The following is a 21,955-nucleotide window of genomic DNA, read 5'->3' on the forward strand; positions in this document are numbered from 1 at the left end:
TCGAACAGCGGCTCCGCCGCGGGCCGGACCCCCGGGCGATCCACCCGCCCGGCAGATTCTTGCGAGGTAGAGACCAGTGAAGCTTTGGCTCGACGGCGGGCTGCAGGACACCGAGTCCGCCCGTGTCTCCGTCTTCGACCACGGCCTGACCGTGGGCGACGGCATCTTCGAGACCGTGAAGGCGGTGGGCGGCCGCCCCTTCGCGCTGACCCGGCACCTCGACCGGCTGACGCGCTCGGCGCAGGGTCTCGGACTGCCCGCGCCCGACCATGACGAGGTCCGCCGCGCCTGCGCCGCCGTTCTCGAGGCCAACCCGATGCCGCTCGGCCGGCTGCGCATCACCTACACCGGCGGCTACGGCCCCCTCGGTTCCGATCGCGGCGAGCACGGCCCCACCCTCGTGGTCGCCCTCGGCGAGACCACCCGCCGACCCGACTCCACGGCCGTGATCACGGTTCCCTGGACGCGCAACGAGCGCGGCGCGGTCACCGGCCTGAAGACGACCTCCTACGCCGAGAACGTCGTCGCCCTCGCCCGCGCCCATGAACACGGCGCGACGGAAGCCCTGTTCGCGAACACCGTCGGCCAACTCTGCGAGGGCACGGGCTCGAACGTCTTCGTCGTCCTCGACGGCGAGATCCACACCCCGCCGCTCGCCTCCGGCTGCCTCGCGGGCATCACGCGCAAGCTCACGATCGACTGGACCGGCGCCCGGGAGACCGACCTGCCGCTGGACGCGCTGGAGCGGGCCGAGGAGGTCTTCCTCACCTCCACCCTGCGGGACGTCCAGGCCGTGCACCGCGTCGACGACCGCGGACTGCCGGGCGCACTGGGCCCGGTGACCGCCAAGGCGATGCGGGTCTTCGAGGAGCGGTCCGGGGACGACCTGGATCCGTGAGGGCGCGGACACCAGATCGGCAAAGGGCGCGGATAATCGGCTGACCTCGGGCGTCCCGGCGGGTAGAACACCCCTGATGACCACGACCCTGCGGCCGACCGAGCCGCTTCAGCACAACGACGACGGGACGCGTTCGCGCCGCTATCAGGTGTGTGTGAACGGCCGTCCCGTCGGGGCCCTCCAACTCGGGACGCATCCCCTCTTCGGTGCCGCGGTGGCCCGGATATCGGAGCTGCGGATCGAGGAGCCGGACCGGCGCCGCGGCCGGGGCACGGTGGCAGCCCTCGCCGCCGAGGAGGTGGCCCGCGGCTGGGGCTGCCGCCGCATCGAGGTGACCCTCCCCGGTGACGCCGGACCGGCACTGCGGCTCGCCACGGCCCTCGGTTACGTCGTACGCAACCGCGGCATGGAGAAGGCGCTCGGCGCCACCCCGCCCGACCTGCCCCGGGGCAGCAGGGCGCGGCCCATGACGGAGGCGGAGTACGGGTCCTGGCTGGACAAAGCCCACAAGGGCTACATCCAGAGCTGGGTCGAGCGCGGGGTCCCGGAGGCCGAGGCCGAGGCCAAGTCCGAACGGGACCACGCCGCGCTGCTGCCGGAGGGCCCGCGCACACCGGACGTGTTCCTCAGCGTCCTCGAACACGAAGGAACGCCGGTGGGCACCCTGTGGGTGGGCGTGCGCGACGGCTCCGCCTTCGTCTACGACGTCGAGACCGACGCGGCCCACCGCGGCGCGGGACACGGCCGTACGCTGATGCTGGTGGCGGAGGTCCAGGCGATCGTCACCGGACACCGCACCATCGGCCTCAATGTCTTCGCGGGCAACACCCCGGCCGAGCGGCTCTACGAGTCACTCGGCTACGAGACGACGCTTCGCGCCCTGTACAAGACGCTGCTGTAGCGGGCGGTCACGCGCCCGCTCGCCCGGCCAGCACCCGATCCACGATCTCCTCGACGCGCTCGCGCAGCCCCTCCTGGCTCTTGCCGCCGTCGAGGCGCTCGCCGTCGATCACATACGTCGGTGTGCCGGTCACGCCGATCGCCTTGCCCTCGGCCTGGTCGGCGTCGACGATCAGCATGTGCCGGCCGTCGATCAGCGCGGTGTCGAACTCCCCGGCGTCCAGGCCGAGTTCCCGGGCCACCTCGACCAGGAAGGGTTCGCCCTTACGGTCCAGCTCCTCGACCCGGCCGAGGACGGCCTCGACGTACGGCCACCCCTGGCCCTGCTCAAGAGCCTCCTCGGCGGCCTGCGCCGCGGCGAAGGCGTGCTTGTGCTTCTCCAGCGGGAAGTGCCGCAGCCGCAGCTCCAGCCGGTCGCCGTAGCGGGCGCGCAGGGCGCGGAGATCGTCCAGGGCGCTGCGGCAGTCGGGGCACTGGAGCTCGCACCAGACGTCGAGGAGGGGGGCGGCGGGACGGTCGGAGGAGGAGTCGCTCATGGCCCCAGTCTCCCAGCCCCGGCCCGCACGACCCAATCCGACCTGGGGCTTCGGTCGGGGCCGGCCCCGGCGATACGGCCCCGACCGGGACCTGCGGAGGAGACGACCCGGAGATGTCCCTGATGTCGGGCTGAGGCATGGCCGGGCGGGGTCGCCACGGTGCAGGATGGAAGGGACGAAGTGCCCTGACCCGACCCGGCATGCCTGGAGGCCCGGATGATTGCCGAGACCGTTTGTTCAGCCGTCGCCGCGGCCGGCCTGGGCATCGCGGCGGTCACGGCGTACCGCAAGCGTTTCCTCGCGGCCACGCGCATCGCCGCGTATTCACTGGTGCCCCTCGGCCTGGTCATGACCGGAGTCGTCGAATGGCTGGCCGACACCGCGTTCAGCCCGACCGCCTGGGCGGGCTTCGGAGTCCTTGGCGTGTCCTGGCTACTGTTTGCGACCACCCGTGCGGTGGAGCGCCGCCGCGGAGGCAGCCGCAAGGAGCGCAAGGAGGCCCGCGCCGCCGCACAGCGCGATGCGGTGGCTCCGTCGGCCTCGGCGCCCTCGCTCGGGGCGGGCACCCGCCCGTCGACCCGGCCCGCGAACGCGCCCCGCACGGAAGCGTCATCGGACGACTACAGCGACATCGAGGCCATCCTCAAGAAGCACGGCATATGACCGGCAGATGACTTCTGCGCGCCGGACTGAAACGACACAGTGGGTCGCTGCCCGGCCGTAAGCGATCACGACTCGAACCGGACATCACGGAATCCAGCGAACTCCCGCTCATTCCGGGCGTGTTGATCGCGTGGTAAGGCGCGATTGCGTCATCATCACCCGCGAGATGCTGGACACGACACAAAGCGAGGCCGCGCCACCTCAGGACGAGCCTCGCGGGTGCCTCTTCGCCCTTTCCCAGCCACCGCTGATGATCTTCCTTGCGGTGATCGGGTGTCTGCTGCTCACGGCTGCGCTGCACGATCTGCTGCTGCTCTGAGCCGTACCCGCGGCCCCCGGCGCCACCCGCCGGGGCCCGCGTCGACAGACGGGCGGTGTCGGGTACAACCAGTGCCGCGCCGGACGCACCGCCCCCTCGGCTCAGCCGGCCGCTTCCTTGCGACGCGCCCGGTAAGCGGCCACATGCAGACGGTTGCCGCAGGTACGGCTGTCGCAGTACCGCCGTGAACGGTTGCGGGAGAGATCCACGAAGGCGTGCCGGCAGTCCGGCGCCTCGCATCGCCGCAGCCGCTCCTCCTCGCCGGCCACCACGAAGAACGCCAGCGCCATGCCGCAGTCCGCCGCCAGATGATCGGCGACGGAGGCGCCGGGGGCGAAGTAGTGCACATGCCAGTCGTAGCCGTCGTGGTCCGTGAGTCGCGGGGTGGTGCCCGCGGCGGCGACCAGTTCGTTGATCAGCCCCGCCGCAGTCCGGGCGTCCGCCGCCGCGAAGATCGCGGCGAACCGCCCGCGCACCTTGCGCACCGCCGAAAGATCGAACTCCGACAGCACCCCGACATCACTGATTTCGTGCTTTCGTACGAAATCTTCGAGAGCCGCGACGTCGGGCAGCCCCTCCGGGGTCTCGTCGCCCTCCGGTGCGGTGTTCACCAGCTCCACCACGGCATCGAGTGCACACCGGGTGTCATGGGTGATCAGCACGTTTCGCTCCCTGGCCTGGTGGTCGGGCGGGGCGCCCGCCGATGCTGGCCGATCGTAGTGGCTCACGGAGCCGCCACACGGGCCGCGCCCGCACGCGGCTTCGAATACAACGCCACGGCGGCGCCGACGGTTCCCGTCTCCCCGGACCGGACCGGGCCGGACCGGAGCAGACCTGACCTGACCGAACCGCCAACAGCGCCCCTGGCGTCCCACCGTCCCCGTCACCCACACGCGCACCAGCGCCGCCCCCGCGGAGCGGAGACGGCGCTGCTGTGTGCCGTATGCGGTTGTCTTGGCCCGAGCCGTCTCCCCGAGTCGACGGCGCCGGGCGGCTTTGTGGGGCCTCGCCCTAGCTTTCCGCCAGGATGTGGGAGAGCTCCTGATCGAGATCGAAATGCCGATGCTCCGTGCCGGGAGGCACAGCGGCGTCCGTCCGCTTCAGGAACGACTCCAGAGCCCGTGCAGGGGCCTCGAGCAGCGCCTCGCCCTCCGGGGAGCTCAGCGCGATGCAAACGACGCCCTGACCATGACTGCGCGATGGCCAGACGCGGACGTCGCCGGTGCCGGTGGGCCGGTGCAGGCCCTCGGCGAGGAGGTCGCGGGCGAACACCCACTCGACGGTCTCCTCGGCTCCGGTGTGGAAGGTGGCGTGCACGGCGTAGGGGTCGGCCGTGTCGTACCGCAGGCCTGCGGGGACAGGCAGGGATGACTCGCTCGACACAACGAGGCGCAGGTGCAGCTCGCAGCTGACCGTGGTGTTCATAAGCGCCAGGGCCTTTCGCTCAGTGTGCGCTCGGGGATTCGCACGTCGGCGAAATCGACATGCCACCTACGGTGCCGTTGTAAACCCCTCTGAGTGTTTTGCGTGGCTTTACGTAACTCTTCCGGCCGAGAATCTGTTCGCCGGATACGCCCATTCCGGTGACTCGATTCGGTCCGGTAGGGTTTGGCCGTATGAATACGGGGAGTAACGAGCCGGGCGAGGTTGCCGTGGCTACCGACGAGACCGAAGTGGACGGTGTGAAAGGCGACAGCGAGCAGGGGCTCGGCTCAAGAGCGCCGGCGTTCATCAAGGCGCGCAGGGCGCTCCACCTGAGCTGGCAGGTGGGCGTCTTCGTCATCGGCCTGGCGATCGTGGCCACCGGCATCATCCTCCTGCCGTTGCCGGGTCCGGGCTGGGTGATCATCTTCGGCGGCATGGCGGTCTGGGCGACCGAGTTCGTGTGGGCCCAGCTCGTGCTGCGCTGGACCAAGCGCAAGGTCACCGAGGCGGCCCAGCGGGCCCTCGACCCCAAGGTGCGCCGCCGCAACATCATCCTGACGGCGATCGGCCTCGTGATCGTGGGTGTGCTTCTCGGGATCTACCTGTGGAAGTTCGGCATAGTCATGCCGTGGAAGATCAAGGACCAGTGATCCGCGAGGGGGTGCGGACGTCGGCCGGGGCCGGTTCCCGCCGGTCACACGCACCCCCTGACATGGGGTAATGTTCTTCCTGCGTCCGGGCGATTAGCTCAGTGGGAGAGCGCTTCGTTCACACCGAAGAGGTCACTGGTTCGAACCCAGTATCGCCCACCCGGATCCGACGGCCCGTCTGCGACAGTGCAGACGGGCCGTCGGTCTTTGCGTGCGGCGCACCTCGGTGCGGGTCCTCATGAGTGACGCCGCGTAGGTCATGAGTGACGCCGCGTGGAGTCCCGTCCCGCCGCGAGGTCACGTCCCGTCAGCACGTCGGGGACCGCACGGCTTTCGGCCGACCGATGCTCGCGTACCGCTGCCCACTCCCCGTCGGTCCACGGACCGCACACCCCTCACCTGCGGCATCGCGTCGCCGACCGGTCCGCGCCGGCCTCACGCGCCGTCAGCTCGCCCCGCAGGCCCGCAAGAAATTCCTGTCCGAATCATTGACGCACCCCGAGGCCCTCCGTAGCTTGTGCCAGCAAGCGCTTACTTGAAACGATTCATGCAGGCGGCATCGACGCTGCGGGGAGGGCCCGACTGTGGGAACCAACAGGAATGTCGACAGGCGCACGATCCTGAAGGCGGCAGGCGCCACGGCTGCCACACTCGGGCTGGCCGCGACCACGGCGTGCGGCGGCGACGGGGGAGCCGCCGCCGACGGTACGGTGACGATCCGTTACGCATGGTGGGGTGCCGAGGATCGCGCTCAGCGCATCAACAAGACCATCGCGCTCTTCGAGAAGAAGTACCCGAAGATCAAGGTCAAGACGGACTTTCAGCCGTACAGCGACTTCTGGAAGAAGTTCAACACCCAGGCCTCCGGGGGGAATCCGCCGGACGTCTTCCAGAATGCCATTGGATTCCTGCGCAAATACGACGCGAAGAATGTGCTGCTCGATCTCAGTGAGCAGGTCGAGGCGGCCAACCTCTCCATGGACGGCTTCAGAGCGGGCCTGGAGAAGTTCGGCGAGATCGACGGCAAGCTCCTCGGTGTCCCGGTCGGCTCCAACTCCATGGCCCTCGTCATCGACAAGCACGTCTACACCAAGGCCGGCGTCAAGCCGGAACAGGGCTGGACGTGGGACGACTTCGACGCGGCGATGAAGAAGATCCGCGACAGGACCGGCCGTGCGGGCGACAGCGGCATGTACGGCGTCATGTACCTCTACGACCTGTACCTCCGCCAGAACGGCAAGGCGTTCTTCACCGAGGACGGACTCGGCTTCACCGAGGCGGATCTGACGGACTGGTGGACGAAGGCGGAGAAGGGCGTCAAGGAGGGCGTCTACGCCGACGCCAAGAAGGTCGCCCAGATCAAGCCCAAGTCGGCGGTCTCCGCCGAGCTCGCCGGTGGCGAGTTCACCTGGGACAACTTCACCGTTCGCTACACCTCCGAGGGCAAGAGCGAGTACGGCCTCGCACCCATCCCGACGACGGACGGCAAGAAGACCGGCCAGTACCTCGGCTCCCTGATGCTCAGCGCCTCCAAGCGCACCGAGCACCCCAAGGAGGTCGCCCAGTTCATCGACTTCATGGTGCACGACCCCGAGGTCGCCAAGATCATGGGCTATGACCGGGGGGTGCCCGCCACACAGGCCCAGTTCGACGCGTTCAAGCCGACGGACGAGGTCAACCAGGGGATCGCCGCCTATGAGACGTCCCTCGTGGAGGCGGGCGTCCTGGAACCGATCACCCCGCACCCGAACGGCGCGGACATCTGTGAGGCCGCGTTCCTGCGGATCGCCGAGGAACTCGCCCTGGGCAAGCGCTCGGTCGACGAGGCCGTCAAGCAGTTCTTCACCGAGTCGAAGACGGCTCTCGTCGTCTGATGGGAACGACCGTGACACACGCCCCCGCGATGGCGGGCCTGACCAAGGAGTCCGAGCCGCGGCACGGACCGGTGAAGCCCGAACGACCCGCCGCCCTCAAGCGGCGGGTCCGCCGGGAGAACCTGGCCGGCTATCTCTTCATGTCCCCCTGGATCGCCGGGTTCCTGCTGCTCACCGCGGGCCCGATGGTCGCCTCGCTCTACTTCGCCTTCACCGACTACAACCTCTTCGACGCGCCCAAGTGGATCGGCCTCGACAACTTCTCCGAGATGTTGAGCGATCCCCGCTGGCGCCACTCGGTGCGGGTGACGCTCTGGTACGTAGTCGTCGGCACGCCCCTCAAGCTGCTCGCGGCGCTCGGCGTGGCGCTGCTCCTCGCGCAGAAGCGGCGCGGCCAGGCCTTCTATCGTGCCGCCTTCTACGCGCCGTCGCTGATCGGTGCGAGCGTCTCTGTCGCGATCGTATGGAAGGCGATCTTCTCGGACGACGCGATCGTCGACCGTACCCAGAAGATCTTCGGGATCGACGTCGGCGGCTGGACCGGTGACCCGGACCTGATCATCTACAGCCTGGTGGCGCTCACCGTCTGGCAGTTCGGCGCCCCGATGGTCATCTTCCTCGCCGGCCTCAAGCAGGTCCCGCGCGAGCTGTACGAGGCGGCCGAGGTCGACGGGGCCGGCAAGCTGCGGCGGTTCTTGAGCATCACCCTGCCGATGATCTCCCCCGTCCTGTTCTTCAACGTCCTGCTGGAGACCATCCACTCCTTCCAGATCTTCAGCTCGGCGTACATCGTCGGCGGCGGAGCCGGAGGAAACGCCTGCGGTCCGGCCGACGGCTCGATGGTCTACACCTGCTATCTGTACGTCCAGGGCTTCGAGAACAGCCGCATGGGTCTGGCCTCCGCCATGGCGTGGATGCTGCTCGTCGCTGTCGCCCTGGTCACGGCGGTGCTGTTCTGGTCCCAGAAGCGCTGGGTGCACTACGAGGAGGGCGCCCGATGAGCACCCCCGATCTCTCGACCGCGCGGGCCGGGGCGCTGCGCCGCAGGCTGCCCGGTTCCGTCGCCTGGCACATCGGGTCGCTGCTCGTGCTCGCGGTGATCCTCTACCCGGTGATCTGGGTCATCGGCGGCTCCTTCAAGAACAGCGAGGACATCGTCGGCAGCCTGGACCTCTTCCCGGGCGATCCGATCCTGTCCAACTACACGAGCCTCGCCGACGGCATCGCCGACATCTCCATCTCCACCTTCTTCTTCAACTCGCTCTTCCTCGCGGTCGGCTCGGTGATCGGGATCGTGGTGTCCTGCTCGCTGACCGCCTACGCCTTCGCGAGGATCAGGTTCGCGGGCCGGAACCTGCTGTTCACGCTGATGATCGGCACGCTGCTGCTGCCGTACCACGTGCTGCTGATCCCGCAGTACGTGCTGTTCCGCAACATGGAGCTGATCAACACGTACACCCCGCTGCTGCTGGGGAAGTACCTCGCCACGGAGGCGTTCTTCGTCTTCCTGATGGTGCAGTTCATGCGGAACCTGCCCAAGGAGCTCGACGAGGCGGCCCGGCTCGACGGCTGCGGGCACTTCCGGATCTACTGGTCGATCATGCTGCCGCTGTGCCGGCCGGCCCTGATCACCAGCGCGATCTTCACCTTCATCAACTCCTGGAACGACTTCATGGGCCCGCTGATCTACCTCAACGAGCCCGACAAGTACACCGTCTCCCTCGGTCTGAAGATGTTCGTCGACCAGGAGGGCCTGGCGAACTACGGCGGGATGATCGCCATGTCGCTGGTCGCCCTGCTGCCGGTCCTCGCCTTCTTCCTGGCCTTCCAGCGCTACCTGATCGACGGTATGGCGACTTCCGGACTGAAGGGCTGAGGAGCGGTCACGATGGCTCAGGCGCGAGTGAAGGCTCGTTCGGGCGGCGGGGAGTCGGTCTTCGCCGAGCGGTTCGCGGTGTTCGCCGAGTGTCTGCTCACCGGCGTGTGGGTCGCCGTGGCCTGTCTCGGCGTGGTCACCGGTCCGGCCGCCTTCGCCGCCGGCGCGCGGCATCTGCATCGCCGTATCGCTCACGAGCGCGGGGGCTGGCGGGAGTTCGTCGCCGACTTCCGGGTCGCCGTGCGCGGCGGATGGGTCGTCGGGCTCGCCGCGTGGGGCGTGGTGGCCGCGGTCTGGATCGACGTCCAGGCCGCGCGGGCCGGGATCCCCGGTGGGCCGCTGGTCGGGGCGATCGGGGTGTGCGCCCTGATCGGTGCCGTCGTGGCCCTGCTGCGGGCGGCGGCCGTCTGGACGCCCGGCGCCGGCTGGTGGGCGCTGCTCGCGGGCGCCGGGCGGCGTACCGTGCTCGACCCCGCCGGGTCCTTTCTGATCATCGGCGGGCTGGCCGTCGTCGCCGCCTCCGCCTGGTTCGCCGCGCCGCTGGCGGTGCCCGTCCTCGGGGCCGTCGCGGCGGCGGCCGTCGCCGTGGAGGAGCGCTACCGGCACCGCTGACGGGCGGTGCCTCTCCCAAGGCCGGTGCCCTGAGCGCCGTACCTCTCTCTGTCATGCCCTTGACCACCGCCTCACCCTCCCCTTCGCCTTCGCATTCGCACTCGCACGGAAAGGAAAGGCCATGTCCCCCATCCCCCGCAGGTCCCTCCTCAAGGCGGCCGCGGTCGCCGGAGCAGCAGCGCAGTTCAGCTGGGCGCTCGGGGCGAAGGCCGCGCAGGCCGCGCCCGGAGCCGAGGCGGCCGAAGCGGACCCCGTGACCCTGGACTGGCTGGAGGACGGCGGCCTCGGCGCGGCCCCCGGCTCCACCGTCGGCGTGCCCTGGCCGAAGGGGGTGCATGCAGCGGACCAGACCTTCGCGCTGACGGACGCCGACGGCAGGGCCGTGCCCGTGCAGTCGTGGCCGATCGCCTACTGGCCCGACGGGTCCCTCAAGTGGACGGCGCACGCGGTCGGTTCGGGCAACGGCAAGCTCACCCTGAGCGCGGGCGAGGCCGCCGTACCCGCCAAGAAGGTCACCGTCGACAAGAGCGGCGGCACCATCGACGTCTCGACCGGCGTCATCACCGCGAAGATCGGCAAGTCCGGCGCGACCCTCGTCAAGTCGGTCACCCGTGGCTCCACGGAGATCGCCAGGAACGGCCGGCTGGTGCTGATCCGCCAGCCGGAGATCGAGGGCGAGGACCAGGGCGCGGTCAGGACCGAGCGCTTCGAGGGCGCCGTCTCCGAGGTCACCGTCGAGCAGGAGGGACCCGTCCGCGCGGTCGTCCGCATCGACGGCAAGCACCGCAAGGGCAGCAGGAGTTGGCTCCCGTTCTCCATCCGGCTGTACTTCTACGCGGGCGCCGACTCCTTCCGCATGGTGCACACCATCACGTTCGACGGCACGCAGGAACCGGGAAAGACGAGCGGTGACTTCATCCGTGGCATCGGCGTGCGCTTCACCGTGCCGATGCGCGACGAGTCGTACGACCGCCACATCCGCATCGGCGGCGAGGGCACTGGCATGCTCCGCGAGGCCGTCAAGGGCATCACCGGACTGCGCCGCGACCCGGGGGCCGCCGTACAGGCCGCGCAGTTCGCGGGCGAGAAGCTGCCCGACCCCTCCACCTGGGACCAGCGGGTGACCACGCGTCTCCAGTACATCCCCGAGTGGGGCGACTACACCCTCTCCCAGCTCTCCGCCGACGGCTTCACGCTGCGGAAGAGGACCAAGAAGGGATACGGCTGGATCGGCGCCGGCGGTGGCAGGCGGGCCTCCGGCTTCGGCTACGTCGGTGGCGTCAGCGGCGGACTCTCCTTCGGGCTGCGGGACTTCTGGGAGAAGTTCCCGGCCCAGCTCGACATCCGCGACGCCCACACCGACGAGGCCGAGGTCACCATGTGGCTCTGGTCGCCCGAGGCACAGCCCATGGATCTGCGCTTCTACCACGACGGCATGGGCCAGGACACCTACCCCGAGCAGCTGGAGGGCCTCAACATCACCTACGAGGACTACGAGCCGGAGTTCGGGACGCCGTACGGCATCGCCCGTACCTCCGAACTCCTCTTCTGGGCCAACGGGTCCACGCCATCGGCGGACGCCCTGGCCCGACAGGTCGAGGCCGTACGGGTGTTGCCTCAGCTCGCCGCGCCGCCCCAGCAGCTCATCAAGGCCAAGGTGTTCGGGCCGGGGCTGTACTCCGAGCCGGACCGTTCCACGCCCGCCAAGGCGAAGATCGAGGACCACCTCGACTTCCTGTTCACCTACTACAAGGACCAGGTGGAGCAGCGCCGTTGGTACGGCTTCTGGGACTACGGCGACATCATGCACACCTACGACACCGTCAGACACCAGTGGCGGTACGACATCGGCGGCTATGCCTGGGACAACTCCGAGCTGTCGCCCGACCTCTGGCTCTGGTACGCGTATCTGCGCTCCGGCCGCGCCGACATCTTCCGCTTCGCCGAGGCGATGACCCGGCACACCGGCGAGGTCGACGTCTACCACCTGGGCGAGTGGGCCGGTCTCGGCACCCGGCACGGTGTCCAGCACTACGCCGACAGCGCCAAGCAGCAGCGCATCGCCAACACCACGTACCGGCGCTACTACTACTTCCTCACCGCCGACGAGCGGGTGGGCGACCTCATGCACGCCAACGTCGACTCCGACGAGACCTTCCTCGTCCTCGACCCCATCCGCAAGATCCGCACCGAGCCGTACACCCCCGACCGGCACGCGCTGTCGATCGGCTTCGGCACGGACTGGAGCGGGCTGGTCTCGGCCTGGCTGACGGAATGGGAGCGCAAGGGCCCCAAGTGGGAGAAGGCCAGGGCACGGGTGCTGTCGACGATGGAGACCATCGCCGCCCAGCCGAACGGGTTCGTGCAGGGGAGTGGGCTGTACGACCTCGACACGGGCAGGTTCGCGATCGCCTCGGAGCCGGTGGTCGGGGTCTCGCACCTCTCCGCCGTGTTCGGTCTCAACGAACTGTGCGCCGAGCTCATCGACCTCGTCGACATGCCGAAGTTCAACGAGGCGTACTTCGACTACTGCCGCTACTTCAACGCCACCAAGGCCGAGCAGGCGGCGAGGTACGGGTCCAACTTCGGTTCCCTGCTGCTGTTCCAGGGGCACTCGCGGCTGGACGCGTACGCGGCCGTGCGGACGGGGGACGCGAAGCTCGCCAAGCGCGCGTGGGAGAAGTTCTACAACTCCGACGGGTACAAGGAGTCGGCACCCTGGAAGACGGAGGAACTGAGCGGGCCGGCCTCGCTGGTGGCGGGGAGTGAGGCGAGCTGGGTGTCGACCAACGACACGGCGTTGTACGGGCTTGCGGCTATCGAGAATCTTGCGCTGCTCGGGGATCGGATGCCGTAGGGATCGGTTCGTGGGGCGGGACCGTTGTGGCCGGTCGCGCCCCGCGCCCCCGGGTGGGCTTCAGTGCATGGTGCCCAGGAAGTCCCGCATCCTTCGGGCGTCCCTCAGGCGTTGTTCGTACGTAGCCCCGATGGCCAGCAGGAGGAGGCCGGCCAGGGCCGGCGGTACCCAGCGGGGGAGTGCGTCGGTCACCTGGGCGATGTACGGGGCGAGTTCGTGCAGGGCGTCCAGGGCCAGTACCACGCCGCCGAGGAGGAGCGGTGCCTGGAGGTGATGGCGGGCGCCCAGCAGTGTGACCGCCAAGGCCGCCAGGCCCAGCAGCAGAGGGCGCGTCCACTGCGGATCGCCCCAGGCCACGAGGAGGCTCGGCACGAGGGTGGCGGCGAGCCCGGGGCCGTACGCCGTCCAGGACGAGGTCTGCGGATCGCGGCGCCTGCGCAGGGCGCCGACGAGCACGGCCGGGACGGTCACCGGCAGCGTGTACGCCTCGGGCGTCCCGACCTCCCAGGCCGCCAGGCGCACCCACGTGGCCAGCACGAACAGCGCGGCGGAGGCGTAGGCCACGGACCGGCGTTCCGGGCGGATCGCCGTACCGGCGGTGATCACACCGCACAGCGCCAGCACCAGGGCCAGCATCGGCAGGTCGGCCGGGGCCGCGGCCAGTGCGACGGCGAGCAGTGCGGCGAGCGCGCCCGCCACCTCGACCGGAACCGTCGCCCGCGCGTCACCGAGCCGCGCCGCGAGCAGGGCCGCCGCCACCGGGACCGCAAGGACCAGCAGGGCCGTGTACTGCGGCTGCCAGCCGGACGCGGAACCCGCCGCACAGGCGAGTCCGGCGGCGTACGCGAGCCCGGCGGGCGCCGTGACCGGAGCCAGGTGCGCCTTCCAGGAAGCCGCCGCGAAGAGCGCCGTCAGCGCGGCGAGCACGGCGAGGGTGGCGGCCTCGGTGGTCAGCGAGAGGAAGGCGAGGGGGAGCGAGGTGAGGAGGGCGAGGACCGTGGCGGTCGTGCGAGGGGTGGGGAAGGTGACCGCTGGGACTGTGGCCTCCGCGGGCTCCTCCTTCGCCGCCTCCGGCTGCTCGGACGGCCGTATCCACGCGGCTGCCGCCAGCGTGCCGGCCGTGGTGAGGGCGAGCGCCACCAGGCCCACGGCATGGGGGACTTCGAGCACCGGCGGAAGGACCAGGGCCGTCGCCCATGCCAGCACCAGCACGCCGGTCAGCGCGCGCGGCCGCCAGAGCGCGTCACGCACCGCGAAGAGCAGTACGGCGGCGACGACCGCCAGGACGACGGGCACCGTCTCCGCGTCCGGCGGCCATGGCGCGTCGACCGCCACCGCCTCGCGTGCGTTCCCCGGCGTCCCGGACCACACCCGCTCCGCCCGGGCGACCGGACCGACCAGCGCGATCCCCAGCAGCGGCAGGGTCCACAGCAGGGCGAGTCCCTGTACGGCGGCGGAGGCCCGAGCGAGCCCGCTCCGGACCGGCTCCGGCAGCCGCTCCACCCGTACCGCGGCGAGCAGGGCGACCCCGCACACCAGATACGCCGGAACCGTCCACGCGTCCGGCAGCACCGGGCGGGCCGTGCCGCCGAGCGCGGCGACCGCGAGGAGACCGGCGGTGACACAGAGACCGACCGCCTGCTTCTCGGCGATCTGCTGCCGGGCCGCCGTGAGCGCGATGCCCGCGGCCAGGATGAGGAGCGCCGCCGCACGGGCGGCGGCGCTCGGGCCGGTGGCCGTCCAGGACAGCCAGCCGGCGGCCCACACGCCCCAGGCGCCCAGGCCGTACGCACCGATCGCGGCGGTGATCCGTACGGACCCGGCGGGCACCTTGAGCGCCACACCCGTGTCGAGCCCGGCCGTCACCAGCACGGCGGCCGTGATGCCGTACAGGCCCGCGTCGGCCGCCACCGCCCAGAGGACGAGGGGCAGTTGGGCGGCGGCCAGTGCGGCGGGCAGGGGCAGACGCAGCTCGGAGGTGCGCGGCAGCAGACCGTACGCCGCCCACAGGGCCGCCAGTACCGCCGAGGCCGAGGCGACGTAGCCCGTGGGGTCCACGTCGGCCAAGGCGACCTGGTGCAGCGCGTACGCGTCGAGCACGGTCAGCGCGAGGCCCAGGCCCGCCACCGCCTCGGCCGTCGACCGCAGCCCGTGCTTCAGCAGCGGCACCGGCGCGGCGAGCACCGCCACCGTGACCCCGCCGAGCACCAGAGCGCGCCCGGCGATCCCCATGTGCCCCCAGCTGACCAGCGTGAACGCCATCGCGGCGACGGTGAGCAGGACACCGCCCAGCACCAGCAGGACGTTCTGGACCCGGGGCGCCGAGGCCTCGGGGCGCGGGGATGCGACGGGGGCCGGAGCGGTCGGCCGGGGCGGTGCTTGCAGTGCGGTGACCAGCCAGGCCCTGCGGTGCAGCAACTGGGCCCGGCGGGCGTCCAGTTGGCGCAGCTCCAGGTCGAGGAGCCGCAACTCCTCGGCAGGCGGCGGAAAGTGCGTCATGCCTGGAGTGTGGCCCGCGTCACGTCGTACGGCATGAGTGCGGGTACTCAGAACGTACTCAGTTACGACGGAAACCCGCTGACCGGGGGCACACTCGGCCCATGGACTGGAGCAGCTACCGCTTCCGCAGCCTGTGGACCCTGCCCGCGCCGCCCGCCGCCGTCTACGACGTGCTGGAACAGGCCGAGGACTACCCCCGCTGGTGGCCGCAGGTGCGAGAGGTGACCAAACTCGGCGACACCACCGGCGTGATCACGGTCCGCTCGGTCCTGCCGTACGACATGGTCTTCACCGCGCGCGAGGTGCGGCGGGACCGGGAGGCCGGAGTGCTGGAGATCGCCTTGTCCGGTGACCTCGACGGCTGGGCGCGGTGGACTCTCGTCCCGCGGGGCGGCGGCACCCTGGCTCGCTACGACCAGGTCGTCGAGGTGAACAAGCCGTTGCTCAGGCGGTTCGCGGTGCCCGGGAGGCCGATCTTCCGTGCCAACCACTGGCTGATGATGCGCGCCGGGCGGCGGGGACTGCTGGCGTACCTGGCCGGCGGTCATCAAGCGGTTTGAAGGAAACGCGCGGGGACCTGTATTGTTCAGTCCGTTCCCGGGCGATTAGCTCAGTGGGAGAGCGCTTCGTTCACACCGAAGAGGTCACTGGTTCGAACCCAGTATCGCCCACCGGGAAAGGCCGGTCCGCCACAGCGGACCGGCTTTTTTGCGCGCCCTGCCTCCTACGCGGCCGCCGGCAGCTCCGGGCGCAGTGGCCACGCCGGGTCCACCGCCTCCTCGCTGCCGCTGCGCGCGAACCACGCCTGCAGGCCGCGTGCCTGTGCCGCGTGCCACACCGCCTGGAGGGTGTGCAGCTCGGCGGGGGACAGGCGCTCGAGGCGGGCCGCGAACCGGCGCCCCACCGCTCGTACGACCTCCAGGGAGGCCAGCGCGTCGGCCGCCGCGTCGTGCGCGCCGTCCAGCGTGACGCCGTAGTGCGCGCACAGGTCGGTCAGAGTGCGCCGGCCCTTTCGATAGCGGTCCAGATGCTTGTCGAGAACGCGTGGATCGAGCACCAGCATGGGCGTCGTCTCGAACCAGCGGTCCAGCGACGACGCACGATGCCGGCGCAACTCGCGGTCCAGCAGCGTCAGATCGAACGGCGCGTTCATCACCACTATGGGCCTGGCCACCGCCGCCTGTCCGGCCAGTTCCTCGACTATCTCCCGCATCACCGGCGCCGGCCACCGGCCGTTGCGCTGGAGATGATCCTCCGTCAGTCCGTGCACCGCCGTGGCCGCCTCCGGCACCGGCACACCCGGGTTCACCAGCCACTGGGTCACCCGCGGCCGGGTTCCCGGGGCGTCCTGGACGACGAGGGCCGCCGAAACGATCCGGTCGGTCTCGACGTCCACACCTGTCGTCTCCGTGTCGAATGCCGCCAGCGGGCCTTCATACCAGCACGCCATACCTACACAACCCCTCGTTCACCAACGGCAGCTGACGCACCGTCTTCTGCCCGTTTGGTGATACCCGGCCTGTTTGCGGCGTACGCCGGGAGGACACAACAGGAGTGCGGGTCTTTGCAGTTCAGCGGCCCGCCACGGGGATTCACCTGGCTTGGAAGGCTGTTTGGTCATGGCGATAGCCCAGCCCGAGCGGGGCGGGCTGCTGCCCGAGCGCACGGGCCCCCATCGCGGTTCACTCGCCACCACCGCCTGCATGGAGACACTGCAGGTGGGTTATCTGCACGCCGTCGCGGCGGCGGCCGGATGCTCGCTGTCGCAGCCGTTTCCGGACAACGGCATCGACTGGCACGTCAGCCACAGCGCGCCCGGCCACACGGTCGACGACGAGGTCACCATCAAGGTGCAGCTGAAGGCGACGTACCAGCTCGCGCCGAACCCACCCGGCCGCTTCTTCTCGTTCACGCTCGACAACGACCATCTGGCGAAGCTCGCCCGCACCCCGGTCTCGGTGCACAAGATCCTGGTCGTGATGATCGTTCCACGGTCGCAGGAGCAGTGGCTGCGCGCCGGCCACGACCGGCTCGACCTGCGGCACTGCTGCTACTGGGTCAACCTGGCCGGACAGCCGATCACCGGGCGGCGACGCACCACCGTGCGGATACCGACCTCACGCATCTTCGACGACCGGGCGCTCTGCGAGATCATGACGCGGGTCGGGACGGGAGGCAAACCATGACGCACCGCCCCCTGGAGGAGCCGGTACGACCAGCGAGGCCGCACCCGGTCGACGCGTCCTGGGACCGTCCCCCCGAGCCCGGCGAGGTCGACCCGGCCGTGCTCAGCGCCCTGCTGCACCGGCACGGCTGGCAGCGGCGCGGGGGAGCGGCGGGGCGGTACGGCCGCTGGACGCCGCCCGGACCGGGTGGCGGCGGCACCAGCCTGCTCGTCCCCGAGTCGCGCGCCTTCCCCGACAGCGACGACCTGCTCGGCGAGGCGCTCCTCGCCCTGTCCCGCAGCGGCATGCCCTCCGCGCGCGAGGTGCTGGTCGGACTCGCCGTGCCCAGCGACGAGGTCCGCTGGTGGCGGGAAACGCCCAGGGGGCCGGCCGGGGCCGCGCCCTGGACCGTCGAGGAGGAACTGCGCACCGCCGCCCGGCAGATGCTGCTCGCCGCGGCGCTCGCCACGCGCGCGCGTGCCGGCTATTACGGCGCCCGGCACCGCCGCTCGGCCGCCGCGATGCTGGAGAGCGTCCTCGTCGGCGCCGCGTCGGGCGGGCGCGGCCTCGCCGCCTTCGTGCCCGTCGGCACCGGGCGCCCCCTCGCCGTACGCCTCCACCAGGCTCTGTACGCCGCCCGCGAGGCCATCGACTACCAGCGGGCAACGGGTGGGATGGACGCCTTCGACGGCGCCGTCGAGGCCGGTGTCAGCCGCGAGCTGACCGAGGCCCTGATCGCCCTCGTCCGCGGTACGGAGGGCGCGCGCATCGCCGTCGAGTGGGCGCCCGCGGCCGGGGTGCCCGAGGACTGCGGGGCCGGTGTCGAGCCCGTCGAGTTCTCGCCGGGCGACCTGCCCGTGCTGCGTGAGGCCGGCGCCCGCTATCTGCGCGAGGAGCCGTCCGTCCCGGTCAGGATCACCGGCGCGGTCGTACGGATGCGCCGGTCGGGGCCGCGCGGGGAGGGCACCGTACGGCTGCGCGTCCTGGCGGGCGCCGAGGTCCCGCACATCCGGCTGACCCTGGACGAGGAGGCGTACCGCATAGCCGGCCACGCCCACCTCGTCGGCCTGCCGGTGCGCGTGCACGGCCGCCTGGAGAGCCGCGGCGGCTTCCGCAAGGTCACCGGGGCCTCCGGCGTCGTACCGGTACAGGTGGACGAGGCCGAGCGGGACCGGCTGATGAAGTCGCTCCAGGAGGACCTGGACTTCTTCGAGGAGGCCTGCGGCGGGGACGAGCGGGAGGACTGACGGCAACGGTTTCGCGGAGGGCGTGTCGGCCTCGGTAGGATCCATAGGCATTGCAATGCCATGCCTACCGGTAACAGTGGGCCCCTTCAGTCAGGAGAGACCGGTGTCAGACGTCCGTGTGATCATCCAACGCGATTCCGAGCGGGAAGAACGCGTGGTGACGACGGGCACTACGGCCGCCGACCTCTTCGCCGGCGAGCGCTCGATCATCGCCGCGCGTGTGGGCGGCGAGCTCAGGGATCTGTCGTACGTGCTCGCCGACGGCGAAGAGGTCGAGGGCGTCGAGATCTCCTCCGAGGACGGCCTGGGCATCCTGCGGCACTCCACCGCGCATGTGCTGGCGCAGGCCGTGCAGGAGCTCTTCCCCGAGGCCAAGCTGGGCATCGGCCCGCCCGTCAAGGACGGCTTCTACTACGACTTCGACGTCGAGAAGCCGTTCACGCCCGAGGATCTCAAGGCCATCGAGAAGAAGATGCAGGAGATCCAGAAGCGGGGGCAGAGGTTCGCCCGCCGCGTCGTCACCGACGAGGCCGCCCGTGAGGAGCTCGCCGCCGAGCCCTACAAGCTGGAGCTGATCGGCCTCAAGGGCTCCGCCTCGTCCGACGACGGCGCGGACGTCGAGGTCGGCGCCGGCGAGCTGACGATCTACGACAACCTGGACGCCAAGACCGGCGAGCTGTGCTGGAAGGACCTCTGCCGCGGTCCCCACCTGCCCTCGACCCGAGCGATCCCGGCGTTCAAGCTGATGCGCAACGCCGCCGCCTACTGGCGCGGCAGCGAGAAGAACCCGATGCTCCAGCGCATCTACGGCACCGCCTGGCCGTCCAAGGACGAGCTCAAGGGCTACCTCGACTTCCTCGCCGAGGCCGAGAAGCGCGACCACCGCAAGCTGGGCAGCGAGCTCGACCTGTTCTCCATCCCCGAGCAGATCGGCTCCGGCCTCGCGGTCTTCCACCCCAAGGGCGGCATCGTCCGCCGTGTGATGGAGGACTACTCGCGCCGCCGTCACGAGGAGGAGGGCTACGAGTTCGTCTACACCCCGCACGCCACGAAGGGGAAGCTCTTCGAGACGTCGGGTCACCTCGACTGGTACGCCGAGGGCATGTACCCGCCCATGCAGCTCGACGAGGGCGTGGACTACTACCTCAAGCCCATGAACTGCCCTATGCACAACCTGATCTTCGACGCGCGCGGCCGCTCCTACCGTGAACTGCCGCTGCGCCTCTTCGAGTTCGGAACCGTGTACCGGTACGAGAAGTCGGGCGTCGTGCACGGCCTCACCCGCGCGCGCGGCTTCACACAGGACGACGCGCACATCTACTGCACGCGTGAGCAGATGTCGGAGGAGCTCGACAAGACGCTCACCTTCGTCCTCGGCCTGCTGCGTGACTACGGCCTGACCGACTTCTACCTGGAGCTCTCCACCAAGGACCCGGAGAAGTTCGTCGGCTCCGACGAGGTCTGGGAGGAGGCGACCGAGACCCTGCGCCAGGTCGCCGAGAAGCAGGGCCTGCCGCTCGTCCCCGACCCGGGCGGCGCCGCCTTCTACGGCCCGAAGATCTCCGTCCAGACCAAGGACGCCATCGGCCGTACCTGGCAGATGTCGACGATCCAGCTCGACTTCAACCTGCCGGAGCGCTTCGACCTGGAGTACACGGGTCCGGACGGCTCCAAGCAGCGCCCGGTCATGATCCACCGCGCGCTGTTCGGCTCCATCGAGCGGTTCTTCGCGGTGCTCCTCGAGCACTACGCGGGCGCGTTCCCGGCCTGGCTCGCCCCGGTCCAGGCGATCGGCATCCCGATCGGCGACGGGCACGTGGACTACCTGGAGAAGTTCGCCGCGGCCGCGAAGAAGAAGGGCCTGCGGGTCGAGGTCGACTCCTCCTCCGACCGTATGCAGAAGAAGATCCGCAACGCCCAGAAGCAGAAGGTGCCCTTCATGGTCATCGCGGGCGACGAGGACATGGCCAACAACGCCGTCTCCTTCCGCTACCGCGACGGCTCGCAGGAGAACGGCATCCCGTTCGACGCGGCCATCGCGAAGATCGCGCAGGTCGTCGAGGAGCGGACGCAGGTCTGATCCGGCCGCGACACAGGCCCCCGGGAGGCTCAGCTTTCCGGGGGCCTCTTGTCGCTCTCGCGGGCGAAGATCTGCAGCAGCCAGGAGGAGAACGATCCCGTCACCGCGCCGAGCAGGGCCAGCCCGCCGGCCATCATCCCCGTCGCGATCGTCCGGCCGCCCGTGGTCACCGGTGTGATGTCGCCGTAGCCGACCGTGCTGAGGGTCGCGGCGGTCCACCACACCGCATCCCCGAACGTCCGCATGTCGGCGCCGGGCGCTCCACGTTCCTGCTGGTAGACCGCGAGGGCTCCGGCGAAGCCGAGGAGGAGGGTGGACAGGCTCGCGTAGGCGATCACGCGCGCGTGCAGGGAGACCCGGGGCTGCCCCTGCCGGTGCTGGATGGCGTCGTAGAGCGGAACGATCCGCAGCGGCCGCAACAGCGGCAGGATGACGACGACCGTGTGCAGGAAGTGCGTCCTGGCGAAGCGCGGGAAGCGCTGCCCGCTGAGCCGCCAGCGCACCACGTAGTCCGAGGCGAACAGCACCCACAGCGCGAGCATCGTGAACCAGCACAGGTCCTTCCATACGGACGGCATGCTCACAACAAGCACACGGGCGGCATAGAGGCCGAGGAAGATCAGCGACGCCAGGAACAGGGGGATCTCGGTGCGCTGCTCCCAGCGGGCGGAGGGGCTGTCGTCGTCCACCGGGCCAGCTTGGCGGGTGACCGCCCTCCCGTCGCCCCGACGACACGCCGAGAACGGGCGAAGCAATATGCTGCACGCATGACGAGTGAGCCGGAGCAGCAGTGGGGAGTGGGGATCCAGGACGCGTTCCAGCGTCTGTGGACGCCCCATCGGATGGCCTACATCCAGGGTGAGAACAAGCCGACCGGTCCCGGAGCGGACGACGGCTGCCCCTTCTGCTCGATCCCGGCCAAGTCGGACGAGGACGGGCTGGTCGTCAAGCGCGGTGAGCAGGTGTACGCGGTCCTCAACCTCTACCCGTACAACGGCGGCCACCTCATGGTCGTGCCCTACCGTCACGTCGCCGACTACACCGACCTCACCGAGCCGGAGACCATCGAGCTCGCCGCGCTGACCAAGCAGGCGATGACCGCTCTGCGCACCGCCTCCGGCGCTCACGGCTTCAACATCGGTATGAACCAGGGCACGGTCGCGGGCGCGGGCATCGCGGCGCACCTGCACCAGCACATCGTCCCGCGGTGGGGCGGCGACACCAACTTCATGCCGGTGGTGGGGCACACGCGGGTGCTGCCGCAGCTGCTGGCCGATACGCGGAAGATGCTGGCGGAGGTGTGGCCGTCGGCTTGACGGGCTGACCGTCGGTGTCGATCAGGCCGTCCGGCGTC

The 21,955-nt window shown here is 70.3% G+C and carries 21 protein-coding genes and 2 tRNA genes; 17 read left to right on the forward strand and 6 right to left on the reverse strand.

Annotation, left to right across the window (positions count from 1 at the left end):
* Positions 1-76: 76 nt before the first annotated feature.
* On the forward strand, positions 77-898 hold the full coding sequence (locus tag ACZ7NC_RS09605; RefSeq protein WP_471486445.1) for an aminotransferase class IV: 822 nt from the start codon (positions 77-79) through the stop codon (positions 896-898).
* A 76-nt stretch (positions 899-974) separates the two neighbouring features.
* Positions 975-1,799: a GNAT family N-acetyltransferase gene (locus ACZ7NC_RS09610; RefSeq protein ID WP_471486447.1), complete on the forward strand. Its 825-nt coding sequence runs from the start codon at positions 975-977 to the stop codon at positions 1,797-1,799.
* A 7-nt stretch (positions 1,800-1,806) separates the two neighbouring features.
* Here the strand turns inward: ACZ7NC_RS09610 and ACZ7NC_RS09615 are convergent, their stop codons facing one another.
* The gene (locus ACZ7NC_RS09615) at positions 1,807-2,334 is read right to left on the reverse strand and encodes a DsbA family protein (protein WP_471486449.1); all 528 of its coding nucleotides are present in this window, start codon (positions 2,332-2,334) and stop codon (positions 1,807-1,809) included.
* A gap of 216 nt (positions 2,335-2,550) precedes the next feature.
* Between ACZ7NC_RS09615 and ACZ7NC_RS09620 the strand changes: the two genes are divergently transcribed.
* Together ACZ7NC_RS09620 and ACZ7NC_RS09625 are read left to right on the forward strand one after the other, a co-directional pair.
* Positions 2,551-2,997 carry a hypothetical protein gene (locus tag ACZ7NC_RS09620; protein WP_471486451.1) on the forward strand — a complete coding sequence of 149 codons (447 nt, stop codon included), beginning with the start codon at positions 2,551-2,553 and terminating at the stop codon, positions 2,995-2,997.
* Positions 2,998-3,163: 166 nt separating this feature from the next.
* On the forward strand, positions 3,164-3,316 hold the full coding sequence (locus ACZ7NC_RS09625; protein ID WP_167358920.1) for a hypothetical protein: 153 nt from the start codon (positions 3,164-3,166) through the stop codon (positions 3,314-3,316).
* A gap of 101 nt (positions 3,317-3,417) precedes the next feature.
* Here the strand turns inward: ACZ7NC_RS09625 and ACZ7NC_RS09630 are convergent, their stop codons facing one another.
* Positions 3,418-3,978 carry a CGNR zinc finger domain-containing protein gene (locus ACZ7NC_RS09630; protein ID WP_471486453.1) on the reverse strand — a complete coding sequence of 187 codons (561 nt, stop codon included), beginning with the start codon at positions 3,976-3,978 and terminating at the stop codon, positions 3,418-3,420.
* 349 nt (positions 3,979-4,327) lie between these two features.
* Complete coding sequence (locus ACZ7NC_RS09635; RefSeq protein WP_004002642.1) at positions 4,328-4,741, reverse strand: SsgA family sporulation/cell division regulator; 414 nt, start codon at positions 4,739-4,741, stop codon at positions 4,328-4,330.
* Positions 4,742-4,932: 191 nt separating this feature from the next.
* On the opposite strand from ACZ7NC_RS09635, the gene ACZ7NC_RS09640 reads away from it, so the two are divergent.
* From ACZ7NC_RS09640 to ACZ7NC_RS09670, 7 genes are all read left to right on the forward strand, one after another.
* A complete protein-coding gene (locus ACZ7NC_RS09640; RefSeq protein WP_471486455.1) occupies positions 4,933-5,391 on the forward strand; it encodes a TIGR02611 family protein in 459 nt (152 codons plus the stop codon).
* Positions 5,392-5,478: 87 nt separating this feature from the next.
* Positions 5,479-5,550: transfer RNA gene (locus tag ACZ7NC_RS09645), tRNA-Val, on the forward strand.
* A gap of 425 nt (positions 5,551-5,975) precedes the next feature.
* The gene (locus ACZ7NC_RS09650; RefSeq protein ID WP_471486457.1) at positions 5,976-7,265 is read left to right on the forward strand and encodes an ABC transporter substrate-binding protein; all 1,290 of its coding nucleotides are present in this window, start codon (positions 5,976-5,978) and stop codon (positions 7,263-7,265) included.
* Entirely contained in the window at positions 7,265-8,266 is a 1,002-nt protein-coding gene (locus ACZ7NC_RS09655; RefSeq protein ID WP_471486459.1) for a carbohydrate ABC transporter permease, read from the forward strand. The genes ACZ7NC_RS09650 and ACZ7NC_RS09655 overlap by 1 nt, the downstream gene beginning before the upstream one ends.
* A complete protein-coding gene (locus ACZ7NC_RS09660) occupies positions 8,263-9,141 on the forward strand; it encodes a carbohydrate ABC transporter permease (protein ID WP_471486461.1) in 879 nt (292 codons plus the stop codon). The genes ACZ7NC_RS09655 and ACZ7NC_RS09660 overlap by 4 nt, the downstream gene beginning before the upstream one ends.
* A gap of 12 nt (positions 9,142-9,153) precedes the next feature.
* Positions 9,154-9,753 carry a hypothetical protein gene (locus ACZ7NC_RS09665; protein ID WP_471486463.1) on the forward strand — a complete coding sequence of 200 codons (600 nt, stop codon included), beginning with the start codon at positions 9,154-9,156 and terminating at the stop codon, positions 9,751-9,753.
* Positions 9,754-9,874: 121 nt separating this feature from the next.
* On the forward strand, positions 9,875-12,610 hold the full coding sequence (locus ACZ7NC_RS09670) for an exo-rhamnogalacturonan lyase family protein (protein WP_471486465.1): 2,736 nt from the start codon (positions 9,875-9,877) through the stop codon (positions 12,608-12,610).
* 60 nt (positions 12,611-12,670) lie between these two features.
* Here ACZ7NC_RS09670 and ACZ7NC_RS09675 read toward each other — a convergent pair whose 3' ends face one another.
* Positions 12,671-15,109 (reverse strand): SCO7613 C-terminal domain-containing membrane protein, encoded by a 2,439-nt coding sequence (locus ACZ7NC_RS09675; protein ID WP_471486467.1) that lies wholly within the window; start codon positions 15,107-15,109, stop codon positions 12,671-12,673.
* A 101-nt stretch (positions 15,110-15,210) separates the two neighbouring features.
* On the opposite strand from ACZ7NC_RS09675, the gene ACZ7NC_RS09680 reads away from it, so the two are divergent.
* Positions 15,211-15,669 (forward strand): SRPBCC family protein, encoded by a 459-nt coding sequence (locus tag ACZ7NC_RS09680; protein ID WP_471486469.1) that lies wholly within the window; start codon positions 15,211-15,213, stop codon positions 15,667-15,669.
* 39 nt (positions 15,670-15,708) lie between these two features.
* A tRNA-Val gene (locus ACZ7NC_RS09685) sits at positions 15,709-15,780 on the forward strand.
* Positions 15,781-15,833: 53 nt separating this feature from the next.
* Here ACZ7NC_RS09685 and ACZ7NC_RS09690 read toward each other — a convergent pair.
* Positions 15,834-16,559 (reverse strand): exonuclease domain-containing protein, encoded by a 726-nt coding sequence (locus tag ACZ7NC_RS09690; protein WP_471486471.1) that lies wholly within the window; start codon positions 16,557-16,559, stop codon positions 15,834-15,836.
* 169 nt (positions 16,560-16,728) lie between these two features.
* Here ACZ7NC_RS09690 and ACZ7NC_RS09695 point away from each other — a divergent pair, with 169 nt between their 5' ends.
* From ACZ7NC_RS09695 to thrS, 3 genes are all read left to right on the forward strand, one after another.
* A complete protein-coding gene (locus tag ACZ7NC_RS09695; RefSeq protein WP_399111341.1) occupies positions 16,729-17,295 on the forward strand; it encodes a DUF4365 domain-containing protein in 567 nt (188 codons plus the stop codon).
* Positions 17,292-18,521, forward strand: coding sequence for a hypothetical protein (locus ACZ7NC_RS09700; protein WP_471486473.1), 1,230 nt, complete (start codon positions 17,292-17,294; stop codon positions 18,519-18,521). The genes ACZ7NC_RS09695 and ACZ7NC_RS09700 overlap by 4 nt, the downstream gene beginning before the upstream one ends.
* 103 nt (positions 18,522-18,624) lie before the next feature.
* Positions 18,625-20,601, forward strand: coding sequence for a threonine--tRNA ligase (gene thrS, locus ACZ7NC_RS09705; protein ID WP_471486475.1), 1,977 nt, complete (start codon positions 18,625-18,627; stop codon positions 20,599-20,601).
* Between the two features lie 29 nt (positions 20,602-20,630).
* Here the strand turns inward: thrS and ACZ7NC_RS09710 are convergent, their stop codons facing one another.
* Entirely contained in the window at positions 20,631-21,290 is a 660-nt protein-coding gene (locus tag ACZ7NC_RS09710) for a potassium channel family protein (RefSeq protein WP_471486476.1), read from the reverse strand.
* A gap of 78 nt (positions 21,291-21,368) precedes the next feature.
* Here ACZ7NC_RS09710 and ACZ7NC_RS09715 point away from each other — a divergent pair, with 78 nt between their 5' ends.
* Positions 21,369-21,917, forward strand: a complete 549-nt coding sequence (locus ACZ7NC_RS09715; protein WP_471486478.1) for an HIT family protein — start codon at positions 21,369-21,371, stop codon at positions 21,915-21,917.
* Positions 21,918-21,955: the final 38 nt, after the last annotated feature.

Source organism: Streptomyces sp. NPDC111802, from assembly GCF_055634335.1.